The organism is Kribbella rubisoli, from assembly GCF_004217145.1.
In the GTDB taxonomy this organism is placed as follows: Bacteria; Actinomycetota; Actinomycetes; order Propionibacteriales; family Kribbellaceae; genus Kribbella; species Kribbella rubisoli.
In genome coordinates, this window is record NZ_SHKR01000018.1 from 398,896 (window position 1) to 420,350 (window position 21,455).

General features: G+C 67.8%; 23 protein-coding genes. 14 read left to right on the top strand and 9 right to left on the bottom strand.

Annotation, left to right across the window (positions count from 1 at the left end):
* Positions 1 to 65 precede the first annotated feature (65 nt).
* The 5 genes from EV645_RS39970 to EV645_RS39990 all read left to right on the top strand — a co-directional run bounded on the left by EV645_RS39970 (position 66) and on the right by EV645_RS39990 (position 7,191).
* Positions 66 to 1,040 carry a helix-turn-helix domain-containing protein gene (locus EV645_RS39970; RefSeq protein WP_198682168.1) on the top strand — a complete coding sequence of 325 codons (975 nt, stop codon included), beginning with the start codon at positions 66 to 68 and terminating at the stop codon, positions 1,038 to 1,040.
* Positions 1,041 to 1,167: 127 nt separating this feature from the next.
* On the top strand, positions 1,168 to 1,917 hold the full coding sequence (locus EV645_RS39975) for an ABC transporter ATP-binding protein (protein ID WP_130450173.1): 750 nt from the start codon (positions 1,168 to 1,170) through the stop codon (positions 1,915 to 1,917).
* Entirely contained in the window at positions 1,914 to 4,571 is a 2,658-nt protein-coding gene (locus EV645_RS39980; protein ID WP_130450175.1) for an ABC transporter permease, read from the top strand. The genes EV645_RS39975 and EV645_RS39980 overlap by 4 nt, the downstream gene beginning before the upstream one ends.
* A 27-nt stretch (positions 4,572 to 4,598) precedes the next feature.
* Positions 4,599 to 5,315, top strand: coding sequence for a hypothetical protein (locus EV645_RS39985; protein WP_130450177.1), 717 nt, complete (start codon positions 4,599 to 4,601; stop codon positions 5,313 to 5,315).
* A gap of 97 nt (positions 5,316 to 5,412) precedes the next feature.
* Complete coding sequence (locus EV645_RS39990) at positions 5,413 to 7,191, top strand: glycerophosphodiester phosphodiesterase family protein (RefSeq protein WP_130450179.1); 1,779 nt, start codon at positions 5,413 to 5,415, stop codon at positions 7,189 to 7,191.
* Here the strand turns inward: EV645_RS39990 and EV645_RS39995 are convergent.
* Positions 7,188 to 8,237 (bottom strand): carboxylate-amine ligase, encoded by a 1,050-nt coding sequence (locus tag EV645_RS39995; protein ID WP_130450181.1) that lies wholly within the window; start codon positions 8,235 to 8,237, stop codon positions 7,188 to 7,190. The two genes, EV645_RS39990 and EV645_RS39995, sit on opposite strands and share 4 nt — an antisense overlap.
* A 34-nt stretch (positions 8,238 to 8,271) precedes the next feature.
* Between EV645_RS39995 and EV645_RS40000 the strand changes: the two genes are divergently transcribed.
* Positions 8,272 to 9,009: a HipA family kinase gene (locus EV645_RS40000; RefSeq protein WP_130450183.1), complete on the top strand. Its 738-nt coding sequence runs from the start codon at positions 8,272 to 8,274 to the stop codon at positions 9,007 to 9,009.
* Positions 9,006 to 9,380, top strand: a complete 375-nt coding sequence (locus EV645_RS40005; RefSeq protein ID WP_130450185.1) for a DUF3037 domain-containing protein — start codon at positions 9,006 to 9,008, stop codon at positions 9,378 to 9,380. Before EV645_RS40000 ends, EV645_RS40005 begins: the two co-directional genes overlap by 4 nt.
* Here EV645_RS40005 and pgm read toward each other — a convergent pair.
* Positions 9,377 to 10,999, bottom strand: a complete 1,623-nt coding sequence (pgm, locus tag EV645_RS40010; RefSeq protein WP_130450187.1) for a phosphoglucomutase (alpha-D-glucose-1,6-bisphosphate-dependent) — start codon at positions 10,997 to 10,999, stop codon at positions 9,377 to 9,379. The genes EV645_RS40005 and pgm overlap by 4 nt on opposite strands.
* Positions 11,000 to 11,022: 23 nt before the next feature.
* Positions 11,023 to 12,477, bottom strand: coding sequence for a fused MFS/spermidine synthase (locus EV645_RS40015; RefSeq protein WP_130450189.1), 1,455 nt, complete (start codon positions 12,475 to 12,477; stop codon positions 11,023 to 11,025).
* A gap of 31 nt (positions 12,478 to 12,508) precedes the next feature.
* On the opposite strand from EV645_RS40015, the gene EV645_RS40020 reads away from it, so the two are divergent.
* A complete protein-coding gene (locus tag EV645_RS40020; RefSeq protein WP_130450191.1) occupies positions 12,509 to 13,174 on the top strand; it encodes a maleylpyruvate isomerase N-terminal domain-containing protein in 666 nt (221 codons plus the stop codon).
* On the opposite strand, the gene EV645_RS40025 is transcribed toward EV645_RS40020, so the two are convergent.
* Genes EV645_RS40025 through EV645_RS40040 form a run of 4 tightly spaced genes read right to left on the bottom strand, consistent with a single transcriptional unit; the run spans position 13,171 to position 15,990 of the window.
* A complete protein-coding gene (locus tag EV645_RS40025; RefSeq protein ID WP_130450193.1) occupies positions 13,171 to 13,527 on the bottom strand; it encodes an MmcQ/YjbR family DNA-binding protein in 357 nt (118 codons plus the stop codon). The two genes, EV645_RS40020 and EV645_RS40025, sit on opposite strands and share 4 nt — an antisense overlap.
* A 4-nt stretch (positions 13,528 to 13,531) precedes the next feature.
* A complete protein-coding gene (locus EV645_RS40030; protein ID WP_242000958.1) occupies positions 13,532 to 14,182 on the bottom strand; it encodes a response regulator in 651 nt (216 codons plus the stop codon).
* Positions 14,172 to 15,368, bottom strand: coding sequence for a sensor histidine kinase (locus EV645_RS40035; RefSeq protein ID WP_130450197.1), 1,197 nt, complete (start codon positions 15,366 to 15,368; stop codon positions 14,172 to 14,174). Before EV645_RS40035 ends, EV645_RS40030 begins: the two co-directional genes overlap by 11 nt.
* A 13-nt stretch (positions 15,369 to 15,381) precedes the next feature.
* Complete coding sequence (locus EV645_RS40040; protein WP_130450199.1) at positions 15,382 to 15,990, bottom strand: hypothetical protein; 609 nt, start codon at positions 15,988 to 15,990, stop codon at positions 15,382 to 15,384.
* A gap of 241 nt (positions 15,991 to 16,231) precedes the next feature.
* Between EV645_RS40040 and EV645_RS40045 the strand changes: the two genes are divergently transcribed.
* The gene (locus EV645_RS40045; RefSeq protein WP_130450201.1) at positions 16,232 to 16,774 is read left to right on the top strand and encodes a hypothetical protein; all 543 of its coding nucleotides are present in this window, start codon (positions 16,232 to 16,234) and stop codon (positions 16,772 to 16,774) included.
* Positions 16,775 to 16,875: 101 nt separating this feature from the next.
* Positions 16,876 to 17,361 (top strand): hypothetical protein, encoded by a 486-nt coding sequence (locus tag EV645_RS40050; RefSeq protein ID WP_242000949.1) that lies wholly within the window; start codon positions 16,876 to 16,878, stop codon positions 17,359 to 17,361.
* Positions 17,362 to 17,500: 139 nt separating this feature from the next.
* On the opposite strand, the gene EV645_RS40055 is transcribed toward EV645_RS40050, so the two are convergent.
* Positions 17,501 to 18,052 (bottom strand): YceI family protein, encoded by a 552-nt coding sequence (locus EV645_RS40055; RefSeq protein WP_130450203.1) that lies wholly within the window; start codon positions 18,050 to 18,052, stop codon positions 17,501 to 17,503.
* A 148-nt stretch (positions 18,053 to 18,200) separates the two neighbouring features.
* Here EV645_RS40055 and EV645_RS40060 point away from each other — a divergent pair, with 148 nt between their 5' ends.
* The 4 genes from EV645_RS40060 to EV645_RS40075 all read left to right on the top strand — a co-directional run bounded on the left by EV645_RS40060 (position 18,201) and on the right by EV645_RS40075 (position 20,033).
* Entirely contained in the window at positions 18,201 to 18,590 is a 390-nt protein-coding gene (locus EV645_RS40060; RefSeq protein ID WP_130450205.1) for a hypothetical protein, read from the top strand.
* 87 nt (positions 18,591 to 18,677) lie between these two features.
* Entirely contained in the window at positions 18,678 to 19,166 is a 489-nt protein-coding gene (locus tag EV645_RS40065; protein WP_130450207.1) for an FBP domain-containing protein, read from the top strand.
* A 63-nt stretch (positions 19,167 to 19,229) separates the two neighbouring features.
* Entirely contained in the window at positions 19,230 to 19,493 is a 264-nt protein-coding gene (locus EV645_RS40070) for a hypothetical protein (RefSeq protein WP_130450209.1), read from the top strand.
* Positions 19,494 to 19,514: 21 nt separating this feature from the next.
* On the top strand, positions 19,515 to 20,033 hold the full coding sequence (locus tag EV645_RS40075) for an orotate phosphoribosyltransferase (RefSeq protein ID WP_130450211.1): 519 nt from the start codon (positions 19,515 to 19,517) through the stop codon (positions 20,031 to 20,033).
* A gap of 3 nt (positions 20,034 to 20,036) precedes the next feature.
* On the opposite strand, the gene EV645_RS40080 is transcribed toward EV645_RS40075, so the two are convergent.
* On the bottom strand, positions 20,037 to 21,290 hold the full coding sequence (locus tag EV645_RS40080; RefSeq protein ID WP_130450212.1) for an exonuclease domain-containing protein: 1,254 nt from the start codon (positions 21,288 to 21,290) through the stop codon (positions 20,037 to 20,039).
* Between the last annotated feature and the right edge of the window lie 165 nt (positions 21,291 to 21,455).

Consider the following 21,455-nt stretch of genomic DNA (forward strand, 5'->3'; position numbering starts at 1 on the left):
AGATTGCGACAATGCGGTTACCCGCCAGGCCCTGACTCCCACTCCCCCGCCCACCGGGAGGCATCGTGCTCGACGTGCTCGGACTGGATGACTCCGAAGAACTGACGTACCGCGCCCTCGTCGAGGTGCCGTCGTACGACGCTGCCGAGCTCGCCGCCCGACTCGGCTGCCACCCGATCGAGGCCGCCCGCTCGCTCACCGCGTTGGAGACGCTCGGCCTGGCTGCGAGGTCCAGCGGCAGCTCGGACCGGTACGTCGCCTCGCCGCCGTCGGTCGCTCTGGCTGCGCTGGCGGTGCAGCGCGAAGAGGAGCTGCGAAGAGCGCAGCGCGAGATCGAATCGCTGGCGGAGGTCTACCGCGGTACGGACACCGAGCGGTCGGTCAGCGACGTGGTGGACGTGGTGCGCGGAGCCCATGCGGTCGGGCAGCGTTTCGCACAGCTGCAGATGTCGGCGCGGGAAGAGGTGCTCGGCTTCGTCAAGGCACAGATCGCGGTCGTGCCCCCGGAGGACAACAAGGAGGAGGACGCCGCGGTCACCCGAGGAGTGCGGTACCGCGTGCTGATCGAGCGGAGCGCGTTCAACCGCCCCGGCTTCTTCGCTGCCGCATCCGATTCATTGAACGCCGGCGAGGAGGTCCGCGTCGTACAGGAGCTTCCGATGCGGCTGCTGATCGTGGACCGGCGGATCGCCTTGGTGCCGTTGCTGTCAGGAGCCGGCAGCAGCATCGGTGCGCTCATCGTGCACAGCAGCGGCATGCTCGACGCCCTGCTCGCGCTGTTCGACCGCGTCTGGCGCGACGGGCTCCCGCTCGTACTGGGCACGAACGGCATGGTGGAAGGCCCCACGGACGGTCTGCCCGACCTGGACGCCCGCATCCTCGGCTTACTCCTCGCAGGCCTCACCGACCAGGCAGTAGCCAACCAGCTCAACCTGTCCATGCGGACGGTCCAGCGCCGCGTCCGAGCGCTCATGGACCTCGTCTCCGCAGACACCCGCCTCCAGCTCGGGTTCCACGCCGCCCGCCGCGGCTGGATCTGAGCCGTTCAGGGTTGGTTCCGGGGATAACCCCCTGTCGATCGAGACCGAACGAGGGCAGACTCAGAGGCAGTTTGTCGACCGGTCTACTGGGGGTTGGCCGCTGATCAGCCAGGGAGGGCGATCGGCAATGGAGGGGACAGTCACTCAAGTCGTCGAGGTTGTGGACGCGAAGGACCTCGTCCGCGTCTACGGCGAAGGCGACACCGCGGTGCACGCGCTGCGCGGTGTCGGCGTACGGATCGAGCCCGGTCAGCTGACCGCGGTGATGGGACCGTCCGGGTCGGGCAAGTCGACGCTGATGCACATCCTGGCCGGGCTGGACCGGCCGACATCCGGCTCGGTCAAGATCGACGGTATCGAGATCACGACGCTCGGTGACGACGCGCTGACCAAGCTCCGCCGTCGGCACATCGGTTTCATCTTCCAGTTCTTCAACCTGCTACCGATGCTCACCGCGCGCGACAACATCCTGCTGCCGCTGACGATCGCCGGCACGAAGCCGGATCAGGAGTTCTTCGACACTCTCGTCGACCGGGTCGGTCTGGCCGACCGCCTCGAGCACCGTCCGGCCGAACTGTCCGGCGGCCAGCAACAGCGGGTCGCGATCGCGCGGGCCCTGGTCTCGCGGCCGACCGTGGTGTTCGCCGACGAGCCGACCGGCAACCTCGACTCCCGGACCAGCGGCGAGATCCTGTCGCTGATGCGCTCCTCGGTCGAGGAGTACGGCCAGACCACGGTCATGGTGACGCACGATGCCAAGGCCGCTGCGATGGCCGACCGGGTTCTCTACCTGGCTGACGGCGAGATCGTGAAGGAGACCGGCCGGTCCAACCAGCACGAGATCCTGCAGATCATCGATACCCTGGATCTGCAGTGATCAAGTTCGCGCTCCAGGGTCTGCTGGCCCGCAAGTTGCGGACAGCACTGACCGCGATCGGCGTCGTCCTCGGGGTCGCGCTGATCTCGGGCACCTACGTGCTGACCGATTCGATCACGTCCGCCTTCGACTCGATCTTCACCCAGAACTACAAGAACACCGACGCCGCGATCACCGGCAAGAACGCGATCGACGCGTCCGAGGACGGGACGGTGCCGGCCCCGCCGTTCGACGCGGGTCTGCTCGCGACGGTCCGCGGGCTGCCCGAGGTCGGTGCGGCCGGCGGCGCGGTGAGCGGCGAGGCGCAGCTGATCGGCAAGGACGGCAAGTCGATCGTCTTCGGCGGCGCCCCGAACCTCGGTTTCAGCGTCGACCCGGCGCTGCCCCAGTTCAACTCGCTCACCCTCGTGTCGGGAGCCTGGCCGACGGGCGATCAGGTCGTGATCGACACGAAAACCGCCAAGGAGAAGGGATTCACGACCGGCGACACGATCGGTGTACAGGCTCGCGGTGCAGCCGAGCAGATGAAGATCTCCGGGCTGGTCGAGTTCGGTGCGGTGTCGTCGATCGGCGGCGCGACGCTGGCCGGTTTCGACCTCGGGACCGCGCAGCAACTGTTCGACAAGACCGGCAAGCTGGACCAGATCCTGATCGCGACCAAGTCCGGAACGAGCGAGCAGCAGATGCTCGAGGCCGTACGGCGAATCCTGCCCGCGGCGACGCAGGTCCGGACCGCCGACGAACAGGCCAAGGAAGACGCGGCCGGTACGTCGAGCTTCCTGAGCTTCCTGCAGACGTTCCTGCTGGTCTTCGGCGGGATCGCCTTGTTCGTCGGATCGTTCGTGATCGCGAACTCGCTGTCGATCACGATCGCCCAGCGAACCCGTGAGTTCGCGACCCTGCGCACCCTCGGCGCCTCGCGCCGTCAGTTGCTCGGCACGGTCGTGCTCGAGGCGCTGGTGACTGGTTTCGTCGCGTCGGTGGCCGGACTGTTCCTCGGGCTCGCGATCGCGACCGGGTTGTTCAAGTTGTTCGACGCGGTCGGTTTCACACTGCCGAACAACGGTTTGGTGTTCCAGACCCGGACGATCGTGGTCGCGCTGATCGTCGGCGTTCTCGTCACCGTCCTGGCGAGTCTGCGGCCGGCGTGGCGGGCGACCCGGGTGCCGCCGATCGCGGCCGTCCGCGAGGGCGCGACGCTGGCGCCCGGACGGTTGAATCGCTATCGGCCGGTAGGCGCCGCCTTGCTCGCCGTGGGTGGGATCGCGCTCGTGCTGGTCGGGCTGTTCGCCGACGGACTGTCGACCAAGACTCTGCTGGTGTTGCTCGGCGCCGGGGTGTTGCTGCTGTTCATCGGCATCGCTCTGTTCTCCGCCCGGCTCGTCCGGCCACTGGCCACGGTGTCCGATCCGATCGCACGCTGGTCGGTCGTCGTACTGACCGCACTGATCTGGCCGTTCTTCCTGGTTCCGTTGTGGCTGGTACGTCGTCTCTTCGGCCGGCGCACCGAGTTCCCCGGCGTCCTGCCCGACGGTCCGGCCGTGGCCATCGGCGGCCAGAACAGCCGGCGGGATCCACATCGGACCGCATCCACCGCGGCGGCGCTCATGATCGGGCTGGCCCTGGTCACGCTGGTCGCCACCTTGGGCGCGGGTCTGATCAGGCCGTTCGAGCAGGCGGTCGACGGGATCTTCAGCGCCGACTACGCGATCACCGCCCAGAACAACTTCAGCCCGCTGCCGCCACCGGTCGCAGCCGAGATCGCGAAGGTGCCCGGGGTCGACAAGGTGACCAGTGTGCGCGGCGGCGAGGCGAAGGCGTTCGGCAAGACGATCACGATCACCGCCGTCGACCCACAGGCTCCGGAGCTGCTCACCTTCGACTGGCGTTCCGGATCGCAGGCGTCACTCGGTGAGCTCGGCGCCGACGGTGCGATCGTCGATGCGGCGTACGCCGACAGCCACGCGCTCGTGCTCGGGTCGCGCTTCCCGATGCAGACCGCCACCGGGAAGACCCTGCAGCTCGAGGTGAAGGGAGTCTTCCGGCCGCCGGCGGGCGGCTCGCCGTTCGGCAACGTGACGATCTCGACGGCGACGTTCGACGCGACGACCTCGCAGCCGCTGAATCTCTACACCTTCGTGAACATGAGCGGCGGCGTCACGGCTGCGAACACCGCGACCCTGAACGATGCCCTGAGCACCTTCCCGAATGCCAAGGCGCTGACCCGGGACGAGTTCAAGAAGGCGCAGACCGACGGCATCAAGAGCATCCTGAACGTGCTCTACGTGCTGCTCGCGTTGTCGGTGCTGGTCAGCCTGTTCGGCATCGTCAACACGCTGGTGCTGACGGTCTTCGAGCGGACCCGCGAGCTCGGCATGCTGCGCGCCATCGGCCTGACCCGCGGCCAGGTGAAGAAGATGATCAGGCAGGAGAGCGTGATCACGGCGCTGATCGGCGCGGTGATCGGGATCGTCCTCGGTCTGGTGCTCGCCTCGCTCCTGGCTGCACGGCTGGACGAGATCTCGTTCACGATTCCGGTCGCCCAGCTGGTGATCTTTGCCGTCGTCTCGGTGGTGGTCGGGATCTTCGCCGCGATCTGGCCGGCCCGCCGGGCCGCCAAACTCGATCCACTCGAAGCTCTCCAATACGAGTAGACCTCTGCGCTGCTAGCTTCCCGGACTGTGAAACGGATTGCCGCCCTCACCGTTCTGCTCGTCCTTGCCGGCTGCTCGACGGTCGATTCGAAGGACATTCGCACCAGCGGAATCACCGCCGACTACGTGGTCACGCTGCCCGAGTCGACCGACGCCACTGACGTGAGTGCCTCGTTTCGCGTTGGCACGTTGACGTTTGTCGAGATGGGTGACGGTGAGTCGATCGAGGCGAGTGGTGGGGGCAAGGACGTCGATCTGAAGCACCACCGGTCGGCCGGCGTCACCGACTACACCGGGCAGTTGGACGGCGTGGTCGATCCGGGTACCGAGATCACCTTCAGCCTCAAGCGCGGCAGCGGTGACGATGCGGCACCGCAGTCCATGGTCAAGCTTCCCGAGCGCGTGCGGTTGACCAGTCCGCTCGCCGGTACGACGTACTCGCGCCGGTCCGCCGTTTCGGTGCGTTTCGAGAGCCAACCGTCGCAGCTGCCGTCTGTCCTCACGTGGACCGGGCAGTGCATCCAGACGGGCAGCCTGCAGTTGGAGCCCGGCCGTACGTCGGTGTCCATCCCCGTCGGGTCGATCAGACCGCTCGCGACCACACCGACACCGGGGACCACGACGACCTGTCCCGTGGACATCACGCTCACCCGGCGTACCGAAGGCACGCTGGACAAGGCCTTCAAGGACGGCGCGATCACTGCGGAGAGTCAGTCGGTACGGCGGATCGGTTCCGCTCCGTAGGGGATTGGTCACTTGTTGGCTACCTTCGCGGGGAGATGGGTATTCCTATGGCAGACAGCCTCAGGAATGTCCCGCCCCCTCCGGAAGGAACCCCCTCATGCGCCGCCTTCCCCGCGCACTGCTTCCGTGCGCGCTGATCGCCGGACTGCTGCTTCCGGCCGCCCCGGCCGCCGCCCACCGTGGCGACTTCGACATCCAGGCCCACCGTGGCGGCCTCGGGCTCACCGTGGAGAGCACGATCGCGTCGTTCTCGCACGGTCTGGAGCTCGGCGTCAGCACGCTCGAGCTCGACGTGCAGATCACCCAGGACGGGTACGCCGTCGTGACCCACGACCGCAAGGTCGACGGCAAGAAGTGCCGCGACACCGCGCCGTACACCCCGGGCGACCCGGAGTACCCCTACGTCGGCAAGTTCATCAACACGCTGTCGCTGAAGCAGGTCAAGCAGCTCGACTGCGGCTCACTGCTGCAAGCGAACTTCCCGGAGCAGCAGCCCGATCCGGGCGCCCGGATGCCGGAGCTGCGCGACATCTTCGCGCTCGTGCACCGCTACCGCGCGTACGGCGTGAAGCTGAACGTGGAGACCAAGGTCGAGGCCGGCGCGCCGACGGAGACCGCGCCGCGTGAGCAGTTCGTCCAGGTGGTCGCCAGTGAGATCCGTAAGGCGAACATCGCCCGCCAGGTGACGATCCAGAGCTTCGACTGGGGCTCGCTGATGCGGATGCACCAGGTGATGCCGCAGCTGCCGCTGGTCGCGCTGGACAACTTCGACTTCCTGCAGGTCGGCAAGCCCGGCAAGTCGCCGTGGCTGGGCGGTATCGACATCGACGACTTCGGCGGCGACCCGATCAAGGCGGTCAAGTCCTTCGGCGCGTCCGCGATCTCGCCGGTCGACGGGTTCCCGCAGGGCGGCAAGATCACCGATCCGGCGTTCCGTCCGTACTTCACCAAGGCCACCGTCAAGGCGGCACACAAGGCCGGCCTCAAGGTCGTCCCGTGGACCGTCGACGACCCGGCCACCGTCAAGTGGTTCGTCGACCAGGGCGTCGACGGCATCATCAGCGACTACCCGGACCGCGTGCGCGACGTCGTACGGTCCGAAGGCATCCCGCTCCCCCCGTCGTACGACGCCCCCGCCGTACGGGCGTTGCCGTCGGCGCATGCGCACAACGACTACGACCACCGGCGGCCGTTGCAGGATGCGCTGGACCGTGGGTTCAACAGCGTCGAGGCGGACGTGTGGCTGGTCGACGGTGAGCTGCGCGTCGCACACGACCTCGCTGACGCCAAGCCCGGTCGCAACCTGGAAAGCCTGTACCTCAAGCCGCTCGCGGACCAGGTCCGGCAGAACCACGGGCAGGTGTACAAGCACGGTCAGGACTTCCAGTTGCTCATCGACATCAAGAGCGACGGCCCGTCGACGTACGCCGCCGTCGACAAGGCGCTGGCGAAGTACCGCGGGATCAGCACAGTCTTCGTCAACGGTCGCGTGCACGAAGGCGCCGTCACGTCCGTCATCAGCGGCAACCGCCCGCTGGACGACCTGAAGGCCCAGAAGATCCGGTACGCCGGGTACGACGGCCGGCTTGGAGACCTGCAGTCCGGCATGCCGGCGTCGTTGATGCCGCTGGTCAGCGACAACTGGTCCAACGTGTTCACCTGGCGTGGCGTCGGTCCGATGCCGGAGGCCGAGAGGACCAAGCTGCACGACATTGTGATCAGCGCACACCACGCCGGCTACAAGGTCCGCTTCTGGGAGACCCCCGACACTCCGGGCGCTGCCCGCGAGGCACTGTGGCGCGAACTGGTCGCCGCGAACGTCGACTACATCAACACCGACGACCTGCACGGACTGGAGGACTTCCTCCGCGGCTAGGGCCTGACCTCCGTGAGGGCGGTGAAGTCTCCGCCCTCACGGAACGCCTTGCGCTGTTTGACCGCGCCGTTGCCGTCTGTGAGCGCACGGCGCAGTCCGTCGTCAACCAGGTCCACGACGTCGAGCTCTCGCAGCGCTGGTTCGACGTGTCGCCGCAGCCTTTGCAGGACCTCGGCCATCGGCAGCGGCTCGGCAGTGCGGACGTCCAGACCATTGGCGGTGAGTCCGTCGCGGGCAGCCAGCCAGTACGCGGCCCGCAGTACCTCGGGCTCGAGCCTCGGCCCCTGGCCGCCGTCCTCCAGCGCTGTCATCACCAGTGCGCGGATCAGCGTGGCCAGCAGGACGGTTTCGTCAACGCTCAGCGGTACGTCGCTGACGCGCACCTCCACCGTCGGCAAGTGCGACGACGGACGGATGTCCCAATAGACCATCTGCTCGTCCATGAGCGTGCCTGCGGCCAGATGCATGCTCACGAGCGCGTCGAAGTGCTCCAACGACTCCAGGTACGGCGGTGGGCCGGCGCACGGCCACCTGGTCGTCATCAGCCACCGCCAGCTCGCGAAGCCGGTGTCACGGCCCAGATAGATCGGAGAGTTCGCAGTGAGGGCCAGGAGCGTCGGAAGCCATGGCCGTACGTGATTGCTGGCTCTGACGGCGGCCTGCTTGTCCGGGACCTCGACGTGGACGTGGCACCCGCAGACGCCCTGCTCACGCGCCAGCAGCCCCCACCGCTGCTCCAGCTCCTGGTAGCGCGCCTTTCTGGTGATCGGCTGCGCCGCGTCACCCTGTGGAGGCACTGCGATCGCCAGCAACCGTGCGCCTTCGTCTGCTGCGGCCTGGGCGAGTTTGGCACGCATATCCGACAGGTGCCCCCGCAGCTCAGCCGCAGTTGCGCAGACCGGTGAATTGATCTCCACCATGGCGCGCGTCAGCTCCAGCTCGACATCTGGCAGGTCAGCCACGACGGCCTTGCTGCGTGGCAGCGGATTGCCGGTGGCGGAAACCAGCAGGAGCTCTTCTTCTACTCCGAACGACGGAACCCTCACGCCGGCCAGGTACCCATGGCCTAAGCTCTCCGGCGTGAGTCTGCCTGTTGTTACCGCGACCCGGTACGTGCTGCCGTTGCGTGAGGGCGGGTCGTTGCCTGGTGTTGTCGAGGGCAACGATCTCGGCACCTACGTGATCAAGTTCCACGGCGCCGGCCAGGGCCCGAAGGCGCTGGTGGCCGAGGTGATCGTCGGGGAGCTGTTCCGCCGCCTCGGCCTGCGGGTGCCGGAGCTGAAACTGATCCAGCTCGACCCCGCGATCGGCAGGTCCGAGCCGGACTTCGAGATCCAGGAGCTGCTGATCCGCAGCGCCGGCCTGAACCTGGCCGTCGACTTCCTGCCGGGCTCCTTCGGGTACGACGGCTCGGCGGGCAACCCCGGTGACGAGGCGATGGCGCGGATCCTGTGGCTGGATGCGTTCGTGGCGAACGTGGACCGGTCGTGGCGCAACACGAACCTGCTGGTGTGGCACAAGAACCTGTGGCTGATCGACCACGGCGCGGCGCTGTACTTCCATCACTCGTGGATGTCCGCGGAGAAGTTCGCTTCGTTACCGTACGACGCCTCGGACCACGTCTTCTCCGTTGCGGTGCCCGGGGTGGCGAAGGTGGACGCCGAGTTGGCCGCGGCCATCACACCGTCGCTGCTCGAGGAGGTCATCGCCCTGGTGCCGGACGAGTGGATCGAGCCTGGTGATCGGGAGCGGTATCTCGGACATCTATTGGCTCGGCTCGACCAGCGGTCGGCTTGGGTGCCCGGAGGTGCTCGATGAGTCCCTTCGACTACGTCATTCTGCGGGCTGCGCCGAGGATCCAGCGGGGCGAGTTCATCAACGTGGGCGCGGTGCTTTACTGCCGGGCGCTGGACTACCTGGGTGCCGGATGGGATGTGAAGCCGGAACGCCTGATGGCCCTGGACCCGAACGTCGACGTTGACGTGGTCTGTGCGTCGCTGGATCAGATCCGGGCTGTCTGCGCTGGAGAGCCTGCTGGCGGGCCGGCTGCGGGCACCACGATCAGCGAGCGGTTCCGCTGGTTGGCTGCGCCTCGCAGTACCGTCGTACATCCCGGGCCGATCCACAGCGGGATCACTGAGGATCCCGCTGCGGATCTGGAGCGGTTGCTGGACGCCTTCGTGCGTTAGGCCAGTGCTTCGGACACGACGTCCCGGGCCTGTTCGAAGACCTGCTCCAGGTGTTCGGCGCCCTTGAAGGACTCGCCGTAGATCTTGTAGAGGTCCTCGGTCCCGGACGGGCGCGCAGCGAACCACGCCGACTCGGTGGTGACCTTCAGCCCGCCGATCGCGGCACCGTTGCCCGGTGCCTTCGTCAGCCGGTCCACAATCGGCTCACCGGCCAGCTCGGTCGCTGTGACCGCATCTGCGGACAGAGCAGACAGTTTGGCCTTCTGCTCACGAGTGGCGGGCGCGTCCACCCGTGAGTACGCCGACGCGCCGAATCGCTCCACCAGCTTGGCGTGGGCCTGTGACGGCGTCTCACCTGTCACGGCGGTGATCTCACTCGCCAGCAACGCCAACAGGATGCCGTCCTTGTCCGTTGTCCACACTGTGCCGTCGAAGCGCAGGAAGCTCGCTCCAGCCGACTCCTCGCCACCAAAGCCGACCGAGCCGTCTACCAGCCCAGGCACGAACCACTTGAAGCCGACCGGCACCTCCCAGAGCCGACGACCCAGGTCGGCGACCACGCGGTCGATGAGCGACGACGACACCAGCGTCTTGCCGACGGCGACGTCCGCACCCCACTGGCGGTTGCTGAACAGGTAGGAGATCGCGACAGCCAGGTAGTGGTTCGGGTTCATCAGTCCGGCGTCTGGCGTGACAATGCCGTGCCGGTCCGCGTCCGCGTCGTTCCCGGTCGCCACGTCGTACTTGTCCCGCTGCGCAACGAGCGAGGCCATCGCGTACGGCGAGGAGCAGTCCATCCGGATCTTGCCGTCGTGGTCCAGCGTCATGAACGACCAGGCCGGGTCGATCCGCGGGTTCACCACGGTCAGGTCGAGACCGTGCCGCTCAGCGATCGCGGACCAGTAGTCGACACTCGCACCGCCCAGCGGGTCGGCGCCGATCTTCACGCCGACGTCGCGGACCGCGGCCAGGTTGACCACCGACGGCAGGTCGTCGACGTAGTGCCCGACGAAGTCGTAGTCGCCCGCGTGCTGACGGGCCTGTTCGAACGGCGTACGGCGTACCTCGCGGTTATCGCCGGCGATCAGCTGGTTGGCACGGTCGGCGATCCACTTGGTCGCGTCGGAGTCGGCCGGGCCGCCGTGCGGCGGGTTGTACTTGATGCCGCCGTCACGCGGCGGGTTGTGCGACGGCGTGATGACGATGCCGTCCGCATCCGCTCCGGCGCCGCGGTTGAGCCGCAGGATCGCATGCGAGACCGCAGGGGTCGGCGTGAGCCGGTCCGCGCTGTCCACGAGCGTCTGTACGCCGTTGCCGGCCAGCACCTCGAGCACCGTGCGCCAGGCCGGCTCCGACAGGCCGTGACTGTCCCGCCCGACGAGCAGCGGTCCCGTCGTACCCTGACCGGCCCGGTACTCGCAGACGGCCTGGGTGATCGCCAGGATGTGCGCCTCGTTGAAGGCGCCGTCAAGACTCGAGCCGCGATGCCCCGACGTACCGAAGACGACCCTCTGGGCCGGATTGTCCACGTCCGGCGTGATGTCGTCGTACGCCGCCAGCATGGCATCGACGTCGACGAGGTCCTCGGGCTGAGCTGGCTGGCCTGCGCGTGGGTGCATGACCACATGCAACCACAAGAGCGTCACTGACCGTACGGCGTGAGCAACTGGTCCACAGGCGCGTAGTCGTCGGTGAGCACTGGTGCGTTCCCGGCGAACGCAGCCGGGTTGTCCTGGAGCTCCATCCCCGGCTCCAGCCGCTTGCTGATTGCAGGTACGTCGAGGGGCCGGTCGGACGCGATCAGGACGAAGTTCCCGCCGGTCCCGCTCTTGCGCACGATCAGCCCGACGTACGGGAAGACAGCCTGCAGCGTCCTGACCTCAGCCCTCGCGAAGCGCGCCGGTCCGTGGTCGATGACGTTGATCAGGTAGACCCCGTCCGGCCGGAGCACACGGCGTACGTCGGTGATCAGCTCGCGGGTCGTGAGGTGCCACGGGACGGACTGCCCGCTGAACGCGTCCATGAGGACCAGGTCCCGGCTGTCCGTCACCTCGTCCCGAACGCCGAGCCGGCCGTCCTTGACGGTGACGGCAAGGTCCGGTCCGGTCTGTACGCCGAGCTCCTTCTTGTCGAGCTCCACCACCGCAGGGTCGATCTCGTACACCTGGTGCTTGCTGCCTGGTCGGGTCGCTGTCAGGTACCGCGGCATCGTCAGCCCGCCACCGCCCACGTGCAGCACGTCCAGCGGCCGTTGCTCGGCCCAGCTGCCGTTGATCGCCGCAGCGAAGTTCTTGATGTACTCGAACTCCAGATAGGTCGGGTCGTCCAGGTCGACGTACGAGTGCCGGAGCTGGTCCAGGTACAGCGTCCGACCGCCCTCACGACCGGGGTCCGCCACCACGCGGGCGCAGTGGTACGCCGTCTCGACCTCGCAAGGACGTGGTGCGACCACGGTCAGCGTGGCACCGATCACCGCCAGAGCGACCGGCTTCACTGCTGCCTGCACCCCACGCAGCAGGAACGTCAGTGCGGCACCGACAACCACCAGTGCGGCGCCCAGCGTCAGGATGATCGTGCTGATCGGGACAGTGGCGACGAAGACGAACCCGGTGAGCACGGTGCCGACGATGCCGCCAACAGTCGCGTACGCGGACAGTCTGCCGACGACCGTGCCGGTCTGCTCCAGAGTGGACAGCCGCAGCTTGGTCACCATCGGCGTGACGGCTGCCAGCAGCGAGGCGGGCGCGAAGAGCGTGACGGCGAGCACGAGAAACACCATGTCGTTGGCGAGCGCCTGACCGGTCCACCGAACCACTGGGAGGATCAGCATCACCAGTGCGCCACCGAACAGGATCAGCGGGCCCAGCGTCCGCTGCGGCGGCACCACGTCCGCGAACTTGCCGCCGAGAGCCGCACCGGTCGCGATCGCAGCCAGTGCGACACCGATGACCGCGGTGTTCGTCTCCAGCGTCAGCCCGATGTACGGCGCGACCAGCCGGAGCGACACGAGCTCGAGCACCATCACGGCGGCGGAGCTCCCGAACGCCAGTGCAATCGCCAGCTTCTGACCGACCGGACCAGCTTCGCCCTTGCCCATCGCGTCACCCTATCGGTGCAATGTAGACGTGATGGACGCAGCGAGAAGTGCCGAGCTCTACCACGCGGGGCGCGAACGGATGGCAGACGCGGTCCGCGACCTCAGCCTGGACGACCTGGACCGACAGGTGCCCGCCTGCCCGCAGTGGAGCGTGCACAGTCTGGTCTCGCACCTGACCGGCGTGGCGGCCGACTTCGTGGTCGGCAACGTCATCGGTGCACCACGTCCGCCGTGGACCGCAGTACAGGTCGAGATGCGTCGCAACCTTCCGCTGGCGGAGGTACTGGACGAGTGGGCGACCGTCGGACCGCTACTGGAGAAGCTGATCGTCGAAGGCACCACATCGCATCCGCTGGTCTGCAACCCGTACGTCGACGCCGCGGTCCATGAAGCCGACCTGCACGGAGCTATCGGCAGCGGACGGCCGCCCACTGAGCTCTGGCTGGCCGCACTGGACTGGATGCTCGACGAGCCTGGCCCGCTGACAGTCGTCACTCCGGACGGCACCTACTCGGTCAACTCCGACGGTCCGACCGCTGTAGCCAACACCAGCTCTTATGAACTCTTCCGGGCCGTCTTCGGTCGACGGAGCACCAGACAGATCACGGACTGGGAATGGGACGCACCAGAGCACGCTGCCGGCTGGAGCAAGGAGATCGCCATCCTCCCGCAGACCTCGGTGCCGTTGAACGACTAGACCTCGTCCAGCCGGGCTATCAGCGTCTTCGGTGCGATCTGGCGGAACGCGTTCTCGACCAGGTCCTCGAAGTGCTCCCAGTCGACGTTCACGTCCAGGTAGACCCCGAGCCAGCCCCGGTGACCGACGTACGGCGGCCGGTAGAAGTGCTCCGGGTCCTCGGCAACCAGCGCCTCCTGCACACCGGGCGGTGCTGCCATCCACACACCGAGGCGGTCGTCGTGGTGATGGTCGGCGTACATGACGAACACCTTCTTGTCGCGCACGAACCAGGTCGGCTCACCGTGACTCGGCCGCTCGGTCGCCTCGGGCATCGCCAGGCAGAGGCGGCGTACGCGTTCGAGAACGTCCATCGCCCTAGTGTCGCGGACCTGGGGTCACCACGCCTGCCTCATAGGCGTAGACAACCGCCTGGGCACGATCTCGCAGGTCCAGCTTGGTCAGGATGTTGCTGACATGCGTCTTCACCGTCTGCTCGGCCAGCACCAGTTCGTCAGCGATCTGCCGGTTGGACAGTCCGCGAGCAACCAGCCGCAGTACGTCGGTCTCCCGCGGCGTCAGATGCACCGGAGCGATCGGTACGACGGGCTGCGCTCGCGCGAAGTCCTCCACGAGCCGACGGGTGACGGACGGAGCGAGCAGCGCATCGCCGGCGGCCACGACCCGCACTGCGGCGGCCAGCTCGTCCGGAGTGGAGTGCTTCAGCAAGAACCCGCTCGCACCGGCACGGAGTGCGGCGTACACGTAGTCGTCGAGGTCGAACGTCGTCAGCATCACGACTCGCGGCGGCCCGCCCGGCGCCGAGCCGGCCAGGATGCGCCGGGTCGCGGCGAGGCCGTCGAGGACCGGCATGCGTACGTCCATCAGGATCACGTCGGGTCTCAGCTCGGCGGCCAACTCGACCGCTTGGGCGCCGTCGCCAGCTTGTCCGACAACCTGAAGATCAGGCTGCGCGTCGAGCAACGCGCTGAACCCGGCCCGCACCATCTCCTGGTCGTCAACCACCATGACCGTGATCGCCACTCGCCACCTCCTGCCCGACCGGAATGATCGCCTGCACCAGATAACCGCCCTCAGGGGTCGGCCCAGCGCTCACTGTCCCCTCCACGAGTGCCACCCGCTCACGCATCCCCGTCAGCCCATGACCACTGCCCGGAGCCGGCGTAGGACTGCCCGGCGGCTTCGTGTTGTGCACAGTGACCTCTAGCTCGCCACCGCTCCGTTTGACCGACACGTCCACTGCTGCGTGCGGTGCATGCCGTACTGCGTTGCTCAGCGCCTCCTGCACAACCCGGTACGCCGTCAGCTCGACGGTCTGGTCGAAGCCGGTTGGCACCTCACCTGTCAGCCGCACGTCCGCACCAGCCCGGCGCGTGCTCTCGACGAGGTCAGCGAGCTCCACCAGTCCAGGCTGCGGCCCCAGCTCCCCCATCGGCGGTTGCTGGACCGGCTCGCGCAACACACGCAGTACTCGACGCATCTCCGTCAATGAGACACGTGCTGCGTTGGCGATCTCGGTGAACTCCTCACGGACGTTCTCCGGTACGTCGACCAGCCGGTGCGGCGCACTGTCCGCGCGTACGACCACAACGGACAGGTGGTGCGCCACGACGTCATGCAGCTCGCGAGCGATCCGGGCCCGCTCCTGCAGACGCTCCCGCTCGGCGCGCTCGGCCTTGGTGATGGTCTCCTGCTCGGCCAGCCGCCTGTTCGTCTGACCGCGGGTGTGGATCAGGTCGCCCACCACGATCGCCACGGCCGAGAGGATCGCCATGGTGATCAGACCGCGCCAGCTGCCGCGGTCCGGCGCCAGTTCGACAGCGACCACGCCTACCACCTGCGTCGCGACCCACCACCCGACCTGCTCACGCCGGCCGAGTCCACGGGCGCCTGCGATCGCGACGACGAACGAGTGGCCGAACGCTGCCGTAGTACCCCAGGGCCACGGTTCACTCGAGCTGACCGGCGTCGTCACCGCCGCGGTGACGGCTGTCGTGATGAGCGAGACCAGCATCGCCGCCCGGGGCCGCAGCCACACCAGGCCCAAGGCCAGCGCCCGCGCGAGAGCGAGTGCCAGCACCGCGCCGAGCTGTACCTCGTAGTGCTGCCCGAGATCCATGACCGTCAGGACGAGCAGTGCCGCGACCCCGAGCGCCGCAGCCCAGGCCCACCGCCCGCGCGGCCATTTGTTCACGGTTGGACCCTACTCACAGTTGCTCGATCCATGACCAGAAGAACGCCAGACCGCCGGCCGCCAGCACGATAGTTGCCGGAAGCACCCACTTCCGGGCCGCCAGTCCGTACAGCGGCCGGACCAGCTGGGCCTGCAGCGCGGCGATCCCCCGCAGCACGAACAGGAACCCGACGATGCACGGTACGGCGATGAGCCCGTGCGCCGTCCACGCACCGGCCCGCGTCGGCTCGCCCCACGTACCGGGCTCGATCGAGCCATGGTCGACGAAGCCCCAGAACGGCCCGCGCACCACAGCCATGACCACCAGCAGCATCAGGAACCAACTCATCAGCCCGAGCACCGCGCTGATGAGCCCGTACCCGAACACGACACCGGCCGTGGGTTCGTCGGCCCGTCCTGTGGCGACCAGACCGCGCCAACCGAGGCGGTACGCCGCCCGCCTGCGCCAGCGCCGCCCGGCCGCCTGCGGTTCGCCGAGCATCGCGTCCGCCAGCGTCTGGGCACTGACCGGCGCCAGCACCGCGTCGTACGCCAGCGACCTAGCTAGTGACCGGGCGAGCTGCCGCGCCCTGCCGCCGGCCGGTTTTGCGTCCGCCGAGTGGCGGCTGAGTGTGTCCGTCATCGTGTCTCCTCGAGTCTCAGGTCCTGAGATAGAGGCTAGAAGTCGGACGCTCCCGGCACATCCAGCCACGGAGCCAACCGGCGATCAGTACTCCGGTAGGGGGTCGGCTGTGATCTAGGTCACAGTGACCACGATGCGTGTCTCGACGTTACACGGTCAGTGCCGGACGGCGGATACGGCTCGCTGGGCTGCCCGACGGCACGAGCGGCGAGGCCGCGCCCAACAGGAGGTACTGGACACCATGCGCATGCGAAACCTGGCGGTGGCCGCCACGCTGATCCCGGTTTTGCTCGTTCCCGGCTGCGGCACCGACGCCGGCGTCGCGAACGCGGCACCTGCCGCCCAGAAGGCGGCTCGCCCGAGTCTCACCGACGAGGCGGCCGCGGCCGCGGGCTCCGACGACCCGGTGGTCAACGCGTACTACGCATACCGGATCGCGCTCGACGCGATGATGCGCAGCGGGGGCGGCAAGACGACGCAACTGCAGCAGGTGATGACGCCGAAGATGTACCTGGCGATCAGCGCCCAGGCGAAGTACTTCCGGACCAAGAGGCTGCACAACACCGGCGCCACGAAGGTCTTGTGGGCGCAGCGGACCATCGCGTCGGACGGCGTCATCGTCAGCGCCTGCTACGACACCTCCGCGGCTCGCACGGTGAACTCCCGCGGCCACTCCGTCCTCCCGAACACCACCCCGACCCGCTGGCTGGATCAGATGCGCGTCCTCCCCCAGCAGTCCCGCTGGATCGTCGACGGCGGCACCACCACCCCGAACGCCTGCTGATTCGTCCCAGTGCGGTCACGATCGCGCGCCGTCGGATTCCGCCGGCCGCAGTCGGGAACACTCATCACCAAGTGCCGGCTGGGTATGTCTGGGGTCCACCGATGATCGACACGAGTTTCCGCCGTTGGCTGCCGACATGGTGCGGCGGCCGTCGTCCGCCGGAGTCCTTCCGGCGGACGAACTCCCGCGTCAGTCGTCTCGCCGTCCAGTACGACGTCGAGGTCGACGCGGCGCTGCAACGCCTGTGGCCGAAGGCGCGGATCTACCACGATCGCGAATTCACCCGGGACCGCGCGGATTTCCTGCTCGTGGTGCGCGGCCGCGGCGTGATGATCGAGACCAAGGTGAAGAGCGACCCCGGGCCGTTCCGCGGTTCCACGCTGCCGCCGCTGCTGGATCGCCTGCAGCGCGACGGCCGGCGTCTCGTCGTACTGCTCAACCAGGGCGACCCCACACCCGCCCGCGACCTGGTGACCACCAGGCTCGGTGACAAGGGCCGCATCGTCGTCTGGTCCGGACCGCACCACGACACCGAACTCCGCGAGGCCGTCGAGTCGCTCCTGCACCAGACGAGTCGCCACACCTGACCCCCACCCCCGCGACGTCCGTTGGCGTCCGTCTCAGGGGTCAACCCCTGAGACGGACGGTTGGCCGCCGAGAATCCAGGTCCGCAACCGACCACCTCCGGGGTTGACCCCTGAGACGGACGAAGGGGGCGGCGGGCGGTCAGGCGTTCTTGATCGCCGAGACCTCGAGCTCCAGCGTGACCTTGTCGCTGACCAGGACGCCGCCGCCCTCGAGCGCCGCGTTCCAACTGACGCCGAAGTCCTTGCGGTTGACCACGACCGAGCCCTCGAGGCCGACGCGCTGGTTGCCGAACGGGTCGGTCGCCGTACCGGTGTACTCGAACGTCACGTCGACCGACTTGCTGACGCCGCGGATCGTCAGGTCGCCCGACACCACGAACTCACCGTCACCGCTCGGCTTGACCGCGGTCGACACGAAGGTGATCTCCGGGTGCTCGTCCATCGCGAGGAAGTCGTTGCTGCGCAGGTGCTCGTCGCGCTGCCCGTTGCGGGTGTTGATGCTCTTGGCCTGGATCGTCACCTTGCCGGACGAGTTCGCCGGGTTCTCGCCGTCGATGTGGAACGAGCCCTCGAACTCGTCGAACGCACCGCGGACCTTCGTCACCATCGCGTGTCGGGCACTGAACCCGATCCGGGTGTGCGCCGCGTCGAGGGTGTAGTCGCCGGACAGTGCGGCGTACTCGTTGGACATCGCGGATTCCTCCAGATGATTAGTTGAACTTTACACAGTACAGATTTCACCTTTGACGCTCAGAAGTCCACCCCCGACCCGGCGTGTTCATCTCGTGGACCTGTCGGAGCCAGAGAATGGACGCGATCGAGGAGAGAGTGGGGGTTCGGTGGAGCGGAAGGTGTTCTGCGCGTCGGGGCCGAACGACGTCTATCGCGCGGTGAGTACGGCGCTCGGCCGGGAGCGGTTCTGGGCCACGTCGGCGCCGGAATCGGGCGGGGTGATCTCGTTCCGACTCGGCGACGGACGCGCCGGCGAGTGCCGGATCGAGGAGGCCGTCCGGGACGAGCTCTACCGCTTGCAGTACTTCGGCCGCACGCTGACGTTCACGCTCACCGCCGGCGACACGGGCGGGACCGAGCTCATGCTCAGCTCGAGCGATCCCGCCGACTGCGCGGAGGTCGTCTCGCTGCTGCTGCGGCTGAAGGCATCCGTCGACTTCGGCGTCGACCTCCGCAATCACGACGAGGCCCGGACCGCGTCGTACGCCGACAGCTGACTGTTGCCAACAGCAACTGAGTTAATCGGTTGCGGTTGACCGGTGGCACCGGGTCTCATAGGTGGCCGGAGAAACTGGAGGACCGTCGTGGAACCGCTCAGCGGCGACGAGATCAGGCGCTCGTTCGTCAATTCGACCAAGAGCCAGGTGAAGGCGATCGCGCTGCCCTCACGGTTCACCGAGCTGCCCTGGGAGTCGCTGGACTTCCTCGGCTGGCGCGACGCCAAGGCGCCGAACCGAGGCTACCTGGTGGTCCAGCGCGACGGCGGGGTGACCGGGATCGCGGTCAGCACCCAGACCTCGGGAGCCGCGCGCCGGTTCGCCGGACTCTGCGACCTGTGCAACACCGCGCACCACGTCAGTGACGTCGCGTTGTTCGCCGCTCGCCGGGCCGGTTCGGCCGGCCGCGAGGGGAACACCGTCGGCATGTACATGTGCGCCGATCTCGCCTGCTCGCTGTACATCCGCGGTCTGCGCGAGCTCGACCTGCCCCAGGGCGAGACCGCTACTGCGGAGGTCCGCGCCGAGCGACTCACAACCCGTCTGGAGACTTTCGTCCGACGCGTGCTCAGCTGAGGTCCCGGGACACTACGCTGGTTCCACCATCGGCCCGCAGAGGACAAGGGAGAGCGAGTCGCGATGACCGAGTTCCGCATCACGCACGAGATCCACCAGACACACCCGGACATCCGCGAGAAGCTCACCTCCACCACCATCGAGGCGATCAACGAGTCCAGCGCCCGCTCCGCCGAGGACGCGGCCCGGGTGCTCCGGCACAAGCTCGCCGAGATCGGCGTCCAGATGAGCGAACCGGCGTGCCTGTCCGCGATCGAACGCATCCGCTCCGGCAAGCAACTCCGCTTCGAGATCGAACCCCTCCCGGACGAGGACGACCTCGCGTAGTTGCCGGATAGGGTGCCGGGTGTGCACCTAGAGGAACTTGGCCGGCGGATCTACGCGACAGCTCACCTGACCGGGGAGTTCGTCCTACGGTCCGGACAGACGACCACGGAGTACTTCGACAAGTACCGGTTCGAGGCCGATCCGGTCCTGCTGGACGAAGTGACCGCGGCCATGGTCCCGCTCGTCCCGGAGGGCACTGAGGTCCTGGCCGGACTGGAGATGGGCGGCATACCGGTCGTGACCGCACTGGGCCGCCACACCGGGCTGCCGTGCGCGTTCGTCCGCAAGGCGGCGAAGCCGTACGGCACCCGTCGCCTGGCCGAGGGCGCCGACATCGAGGGACGCCGCGTCACGATCGTCGAGGACGTCGTCACCACCGGTGGCCAGATCGTTTTGTCGACCAACGATCTCCGCGCTCTCGGCGCGACGATCACCGACGCACTCTGCGTCATCAACCGCAACCTCACGACGCCGGCTCCACTCACCGAGGCCGGGCTGACCCTCCACGCCCTCCTGAACCCGGAGCACCTGACCGCCTGACCCTCACCCGGCCTTGCGCTCGTCCTTGCGCTCGTCCTTGCGCTGGTCGGCTGGAATCAGCCGGCGGAAATCGTCCACCAAGATGATCGGGACGTTGAACTCGCGAGCCGCACGAGCCTTCACCGACAGGCTGTCGACGTCCGCAGCCACCACGAACGTCGTCTCAGGCCGGACTGCCTCCTGCGGAACGAACCCCGCCGCCACCGCGCGGTCCCACCACACCTCGCGTGGCTCGACCATGTCGCCGGTGAAGACCATCGTGCTCCCCGGCGGAAACCCGCGCGCCCCAGGACGATCCGGTACGACGTACTGCCCGGCGCTCGCGCGGAGCAGCGCCTCGTCGACGTCGGCCGCGCGTCGCCCGAGCATGACCGCGACCCGGTCGACATCGTTGCGCTGATCCGGCGTGATCGTCCCGTCGCCCCAGGACGCCGTCGCGAGCGCGGCCACATACCAGCGGTGAAGACTGTCGACCTGCGGGCGGGTCAGCCCCAGCTCCGTTGCCACCTGCACCAGCTGATCCGCGTCCGCGGCCGTGATCTCCCCGTTGGCGAGGATCGTGTCGAGCAAGACCAGGTACGAGTCGGCCTGCGGCGGCTCGGGCACCCGTGGCAACTGGTCGACGAGTCGGCTCATCCAGCCGTGACGTCCACCGGCGTGCACCGGACGAACGGTCGGAGCGACGCCGGTCCCCGGCAACGCCGGCCACGGCAAGCGACGTACCTCTTCGTAAGCCCACTGCCAGGGCGGCGGGGACGGGAAAGCCTTCAAGTAGTGGGAAAACAGCTCAGCGGTCGCTCGCGTGTCGGCCATCGCCGAGTGCCAGCCTTCGATCGAGATGCCCGCGGCCGCGCAGCAAGCACCGAGCGTCCGCTTCGCACCCGGATAGAGATAGCCGGCGAGCGCCATCGTGCACATCGACCGCTCGGTGATCAGCGGCACCGTGACACCGAGACGCGCGAACTCCGCGCGCAGGAATCCGAGATCGAATTCGACGTTGTGCCCGACAATCATCCGCCCGGCCAGCAACTGCCCCAACTGCCGCGCGATGTCCGCGAACTCCGGCGCCGCCAGCACGTCGGCCGTGAGAATCCCGTGGATGTGCTGCGGCCCCAAGTCACGTTGGGGATTGAGCAACGTCACCCACTCGTGCTCGACCTGCCCGCGGGCGTCCAGCAGCACGACCGCGATCTCGATGACCCGATGCCGATGGCCCGGCAGCAGGCCGGTCGTCTCAGTGTCGATGACCGCATACATCCGGGCCTCCTCCGGCTCTGATCCGACTCTGCTCCAGCTCGATGACCGACTGGAACAACCCAATCACACGCCGCCGACATTAATGATGGTTGGGCTCTGGGCGCCGTGGCTCGTCCGCCGACTGTCGCCCTGCTGGGTTGACTGCAAATTGGTCCGTCCGGTGCT

Coding starts and splice junctions, on each gene's coding strand:
- pgm (WP_130450187.1), bottom strand. CDS start 10,999: ATGCACCCACGCGCAGGCCAGCCAGCTCAGCCCGAGGACCTCGTCGAC.
- EV645_RS40025 (WP_130450193.1), bottom strand. CDS start 13,527: ATGGACGTTCTCGAACGCGTACGCCGCCTCTGCCTGGCGATGCCCGAG.
- EV645_RS40020 (WP_130450191.1), top strand. CDS start 12,509: ATGGACGCAGCGAGAAGTGCCGAGCTCTACCACGCGGGGCGCGAACGG.
- EV645_RS40080 (WP_130450212.1), bottom strand. CDS start 21,290: ATGTATGCGGTCATCGACACTGAGACGACCGGCCTGCTGCCGGGCCAT.
- EV645_RS40050 (WP_242000949.1), top strand. CDS start 16,876: ATGATCGACACGAGTTTCCGCCGTTGGCTGCCGACATGGTGCGGCGGC.
- EV645_RS40015 (WP_130450189.1), bottom strand. CDS start 12,477: ATGGGCAAGGGCGAAGCTGGTCCGGTCGGTCAGAAGCTGGCGATTGCA.
- EV645_RS40040 (WP_130450199.1), bottom strand. CDS start 15,990: ATGACGGACACACTCAGCCGCCACTCGGCGGACGCAAAACCGGCCGGC.
- EV645_RS40030 (WP_242000958.1), bottom strand. CDS start 14,182: ATGGTGGTTGACGACCAGGAGATGGTGCGGGCCGGGTTCAGCGCGTTG.
- EV645_RS40005 (WP_130450185.1), top strand. CDS start 9,006: ATGAGTCCCTTCGACTACGTCATTCTGCGGGCTGCGCCGAGGATCCAG.
- EV645_RS39990 (WP_130450179.1), top strand. CDS start 5,413: ATGCGCCGCCTTCCCCGCGCACTGCTTCCGTGCGCGCTGATCGCCGGA.
- EV645_RS40055 (WP_130450203.1), bottom strand. CDS start 18,052: ATGTCCAACGAGTACGCCGCACTGTCCGGCGACTACACCCTCGACGCG.
- EV645_RS39975 (WP_130450173.1), top strand. CDS start 1,168: ATGGAGGGGACAGTCACTCAAGTCGTCGAGGTTGTGGACGCGAAGGAC.
- EV645_RS40045 (WP_130450201.1), top strand. CDS start 16,232: ATGCGCATGCGAAACCTGGCGGTGGCCGCCACGCTGATCCCGGTTTTG.
- EV645_RS40070 (WP_130450209.1), top strand. CDS start 19,230: ATGACCGAGTTCCGCATCACGCACGAGATCCACCAGACACACCCGGAC.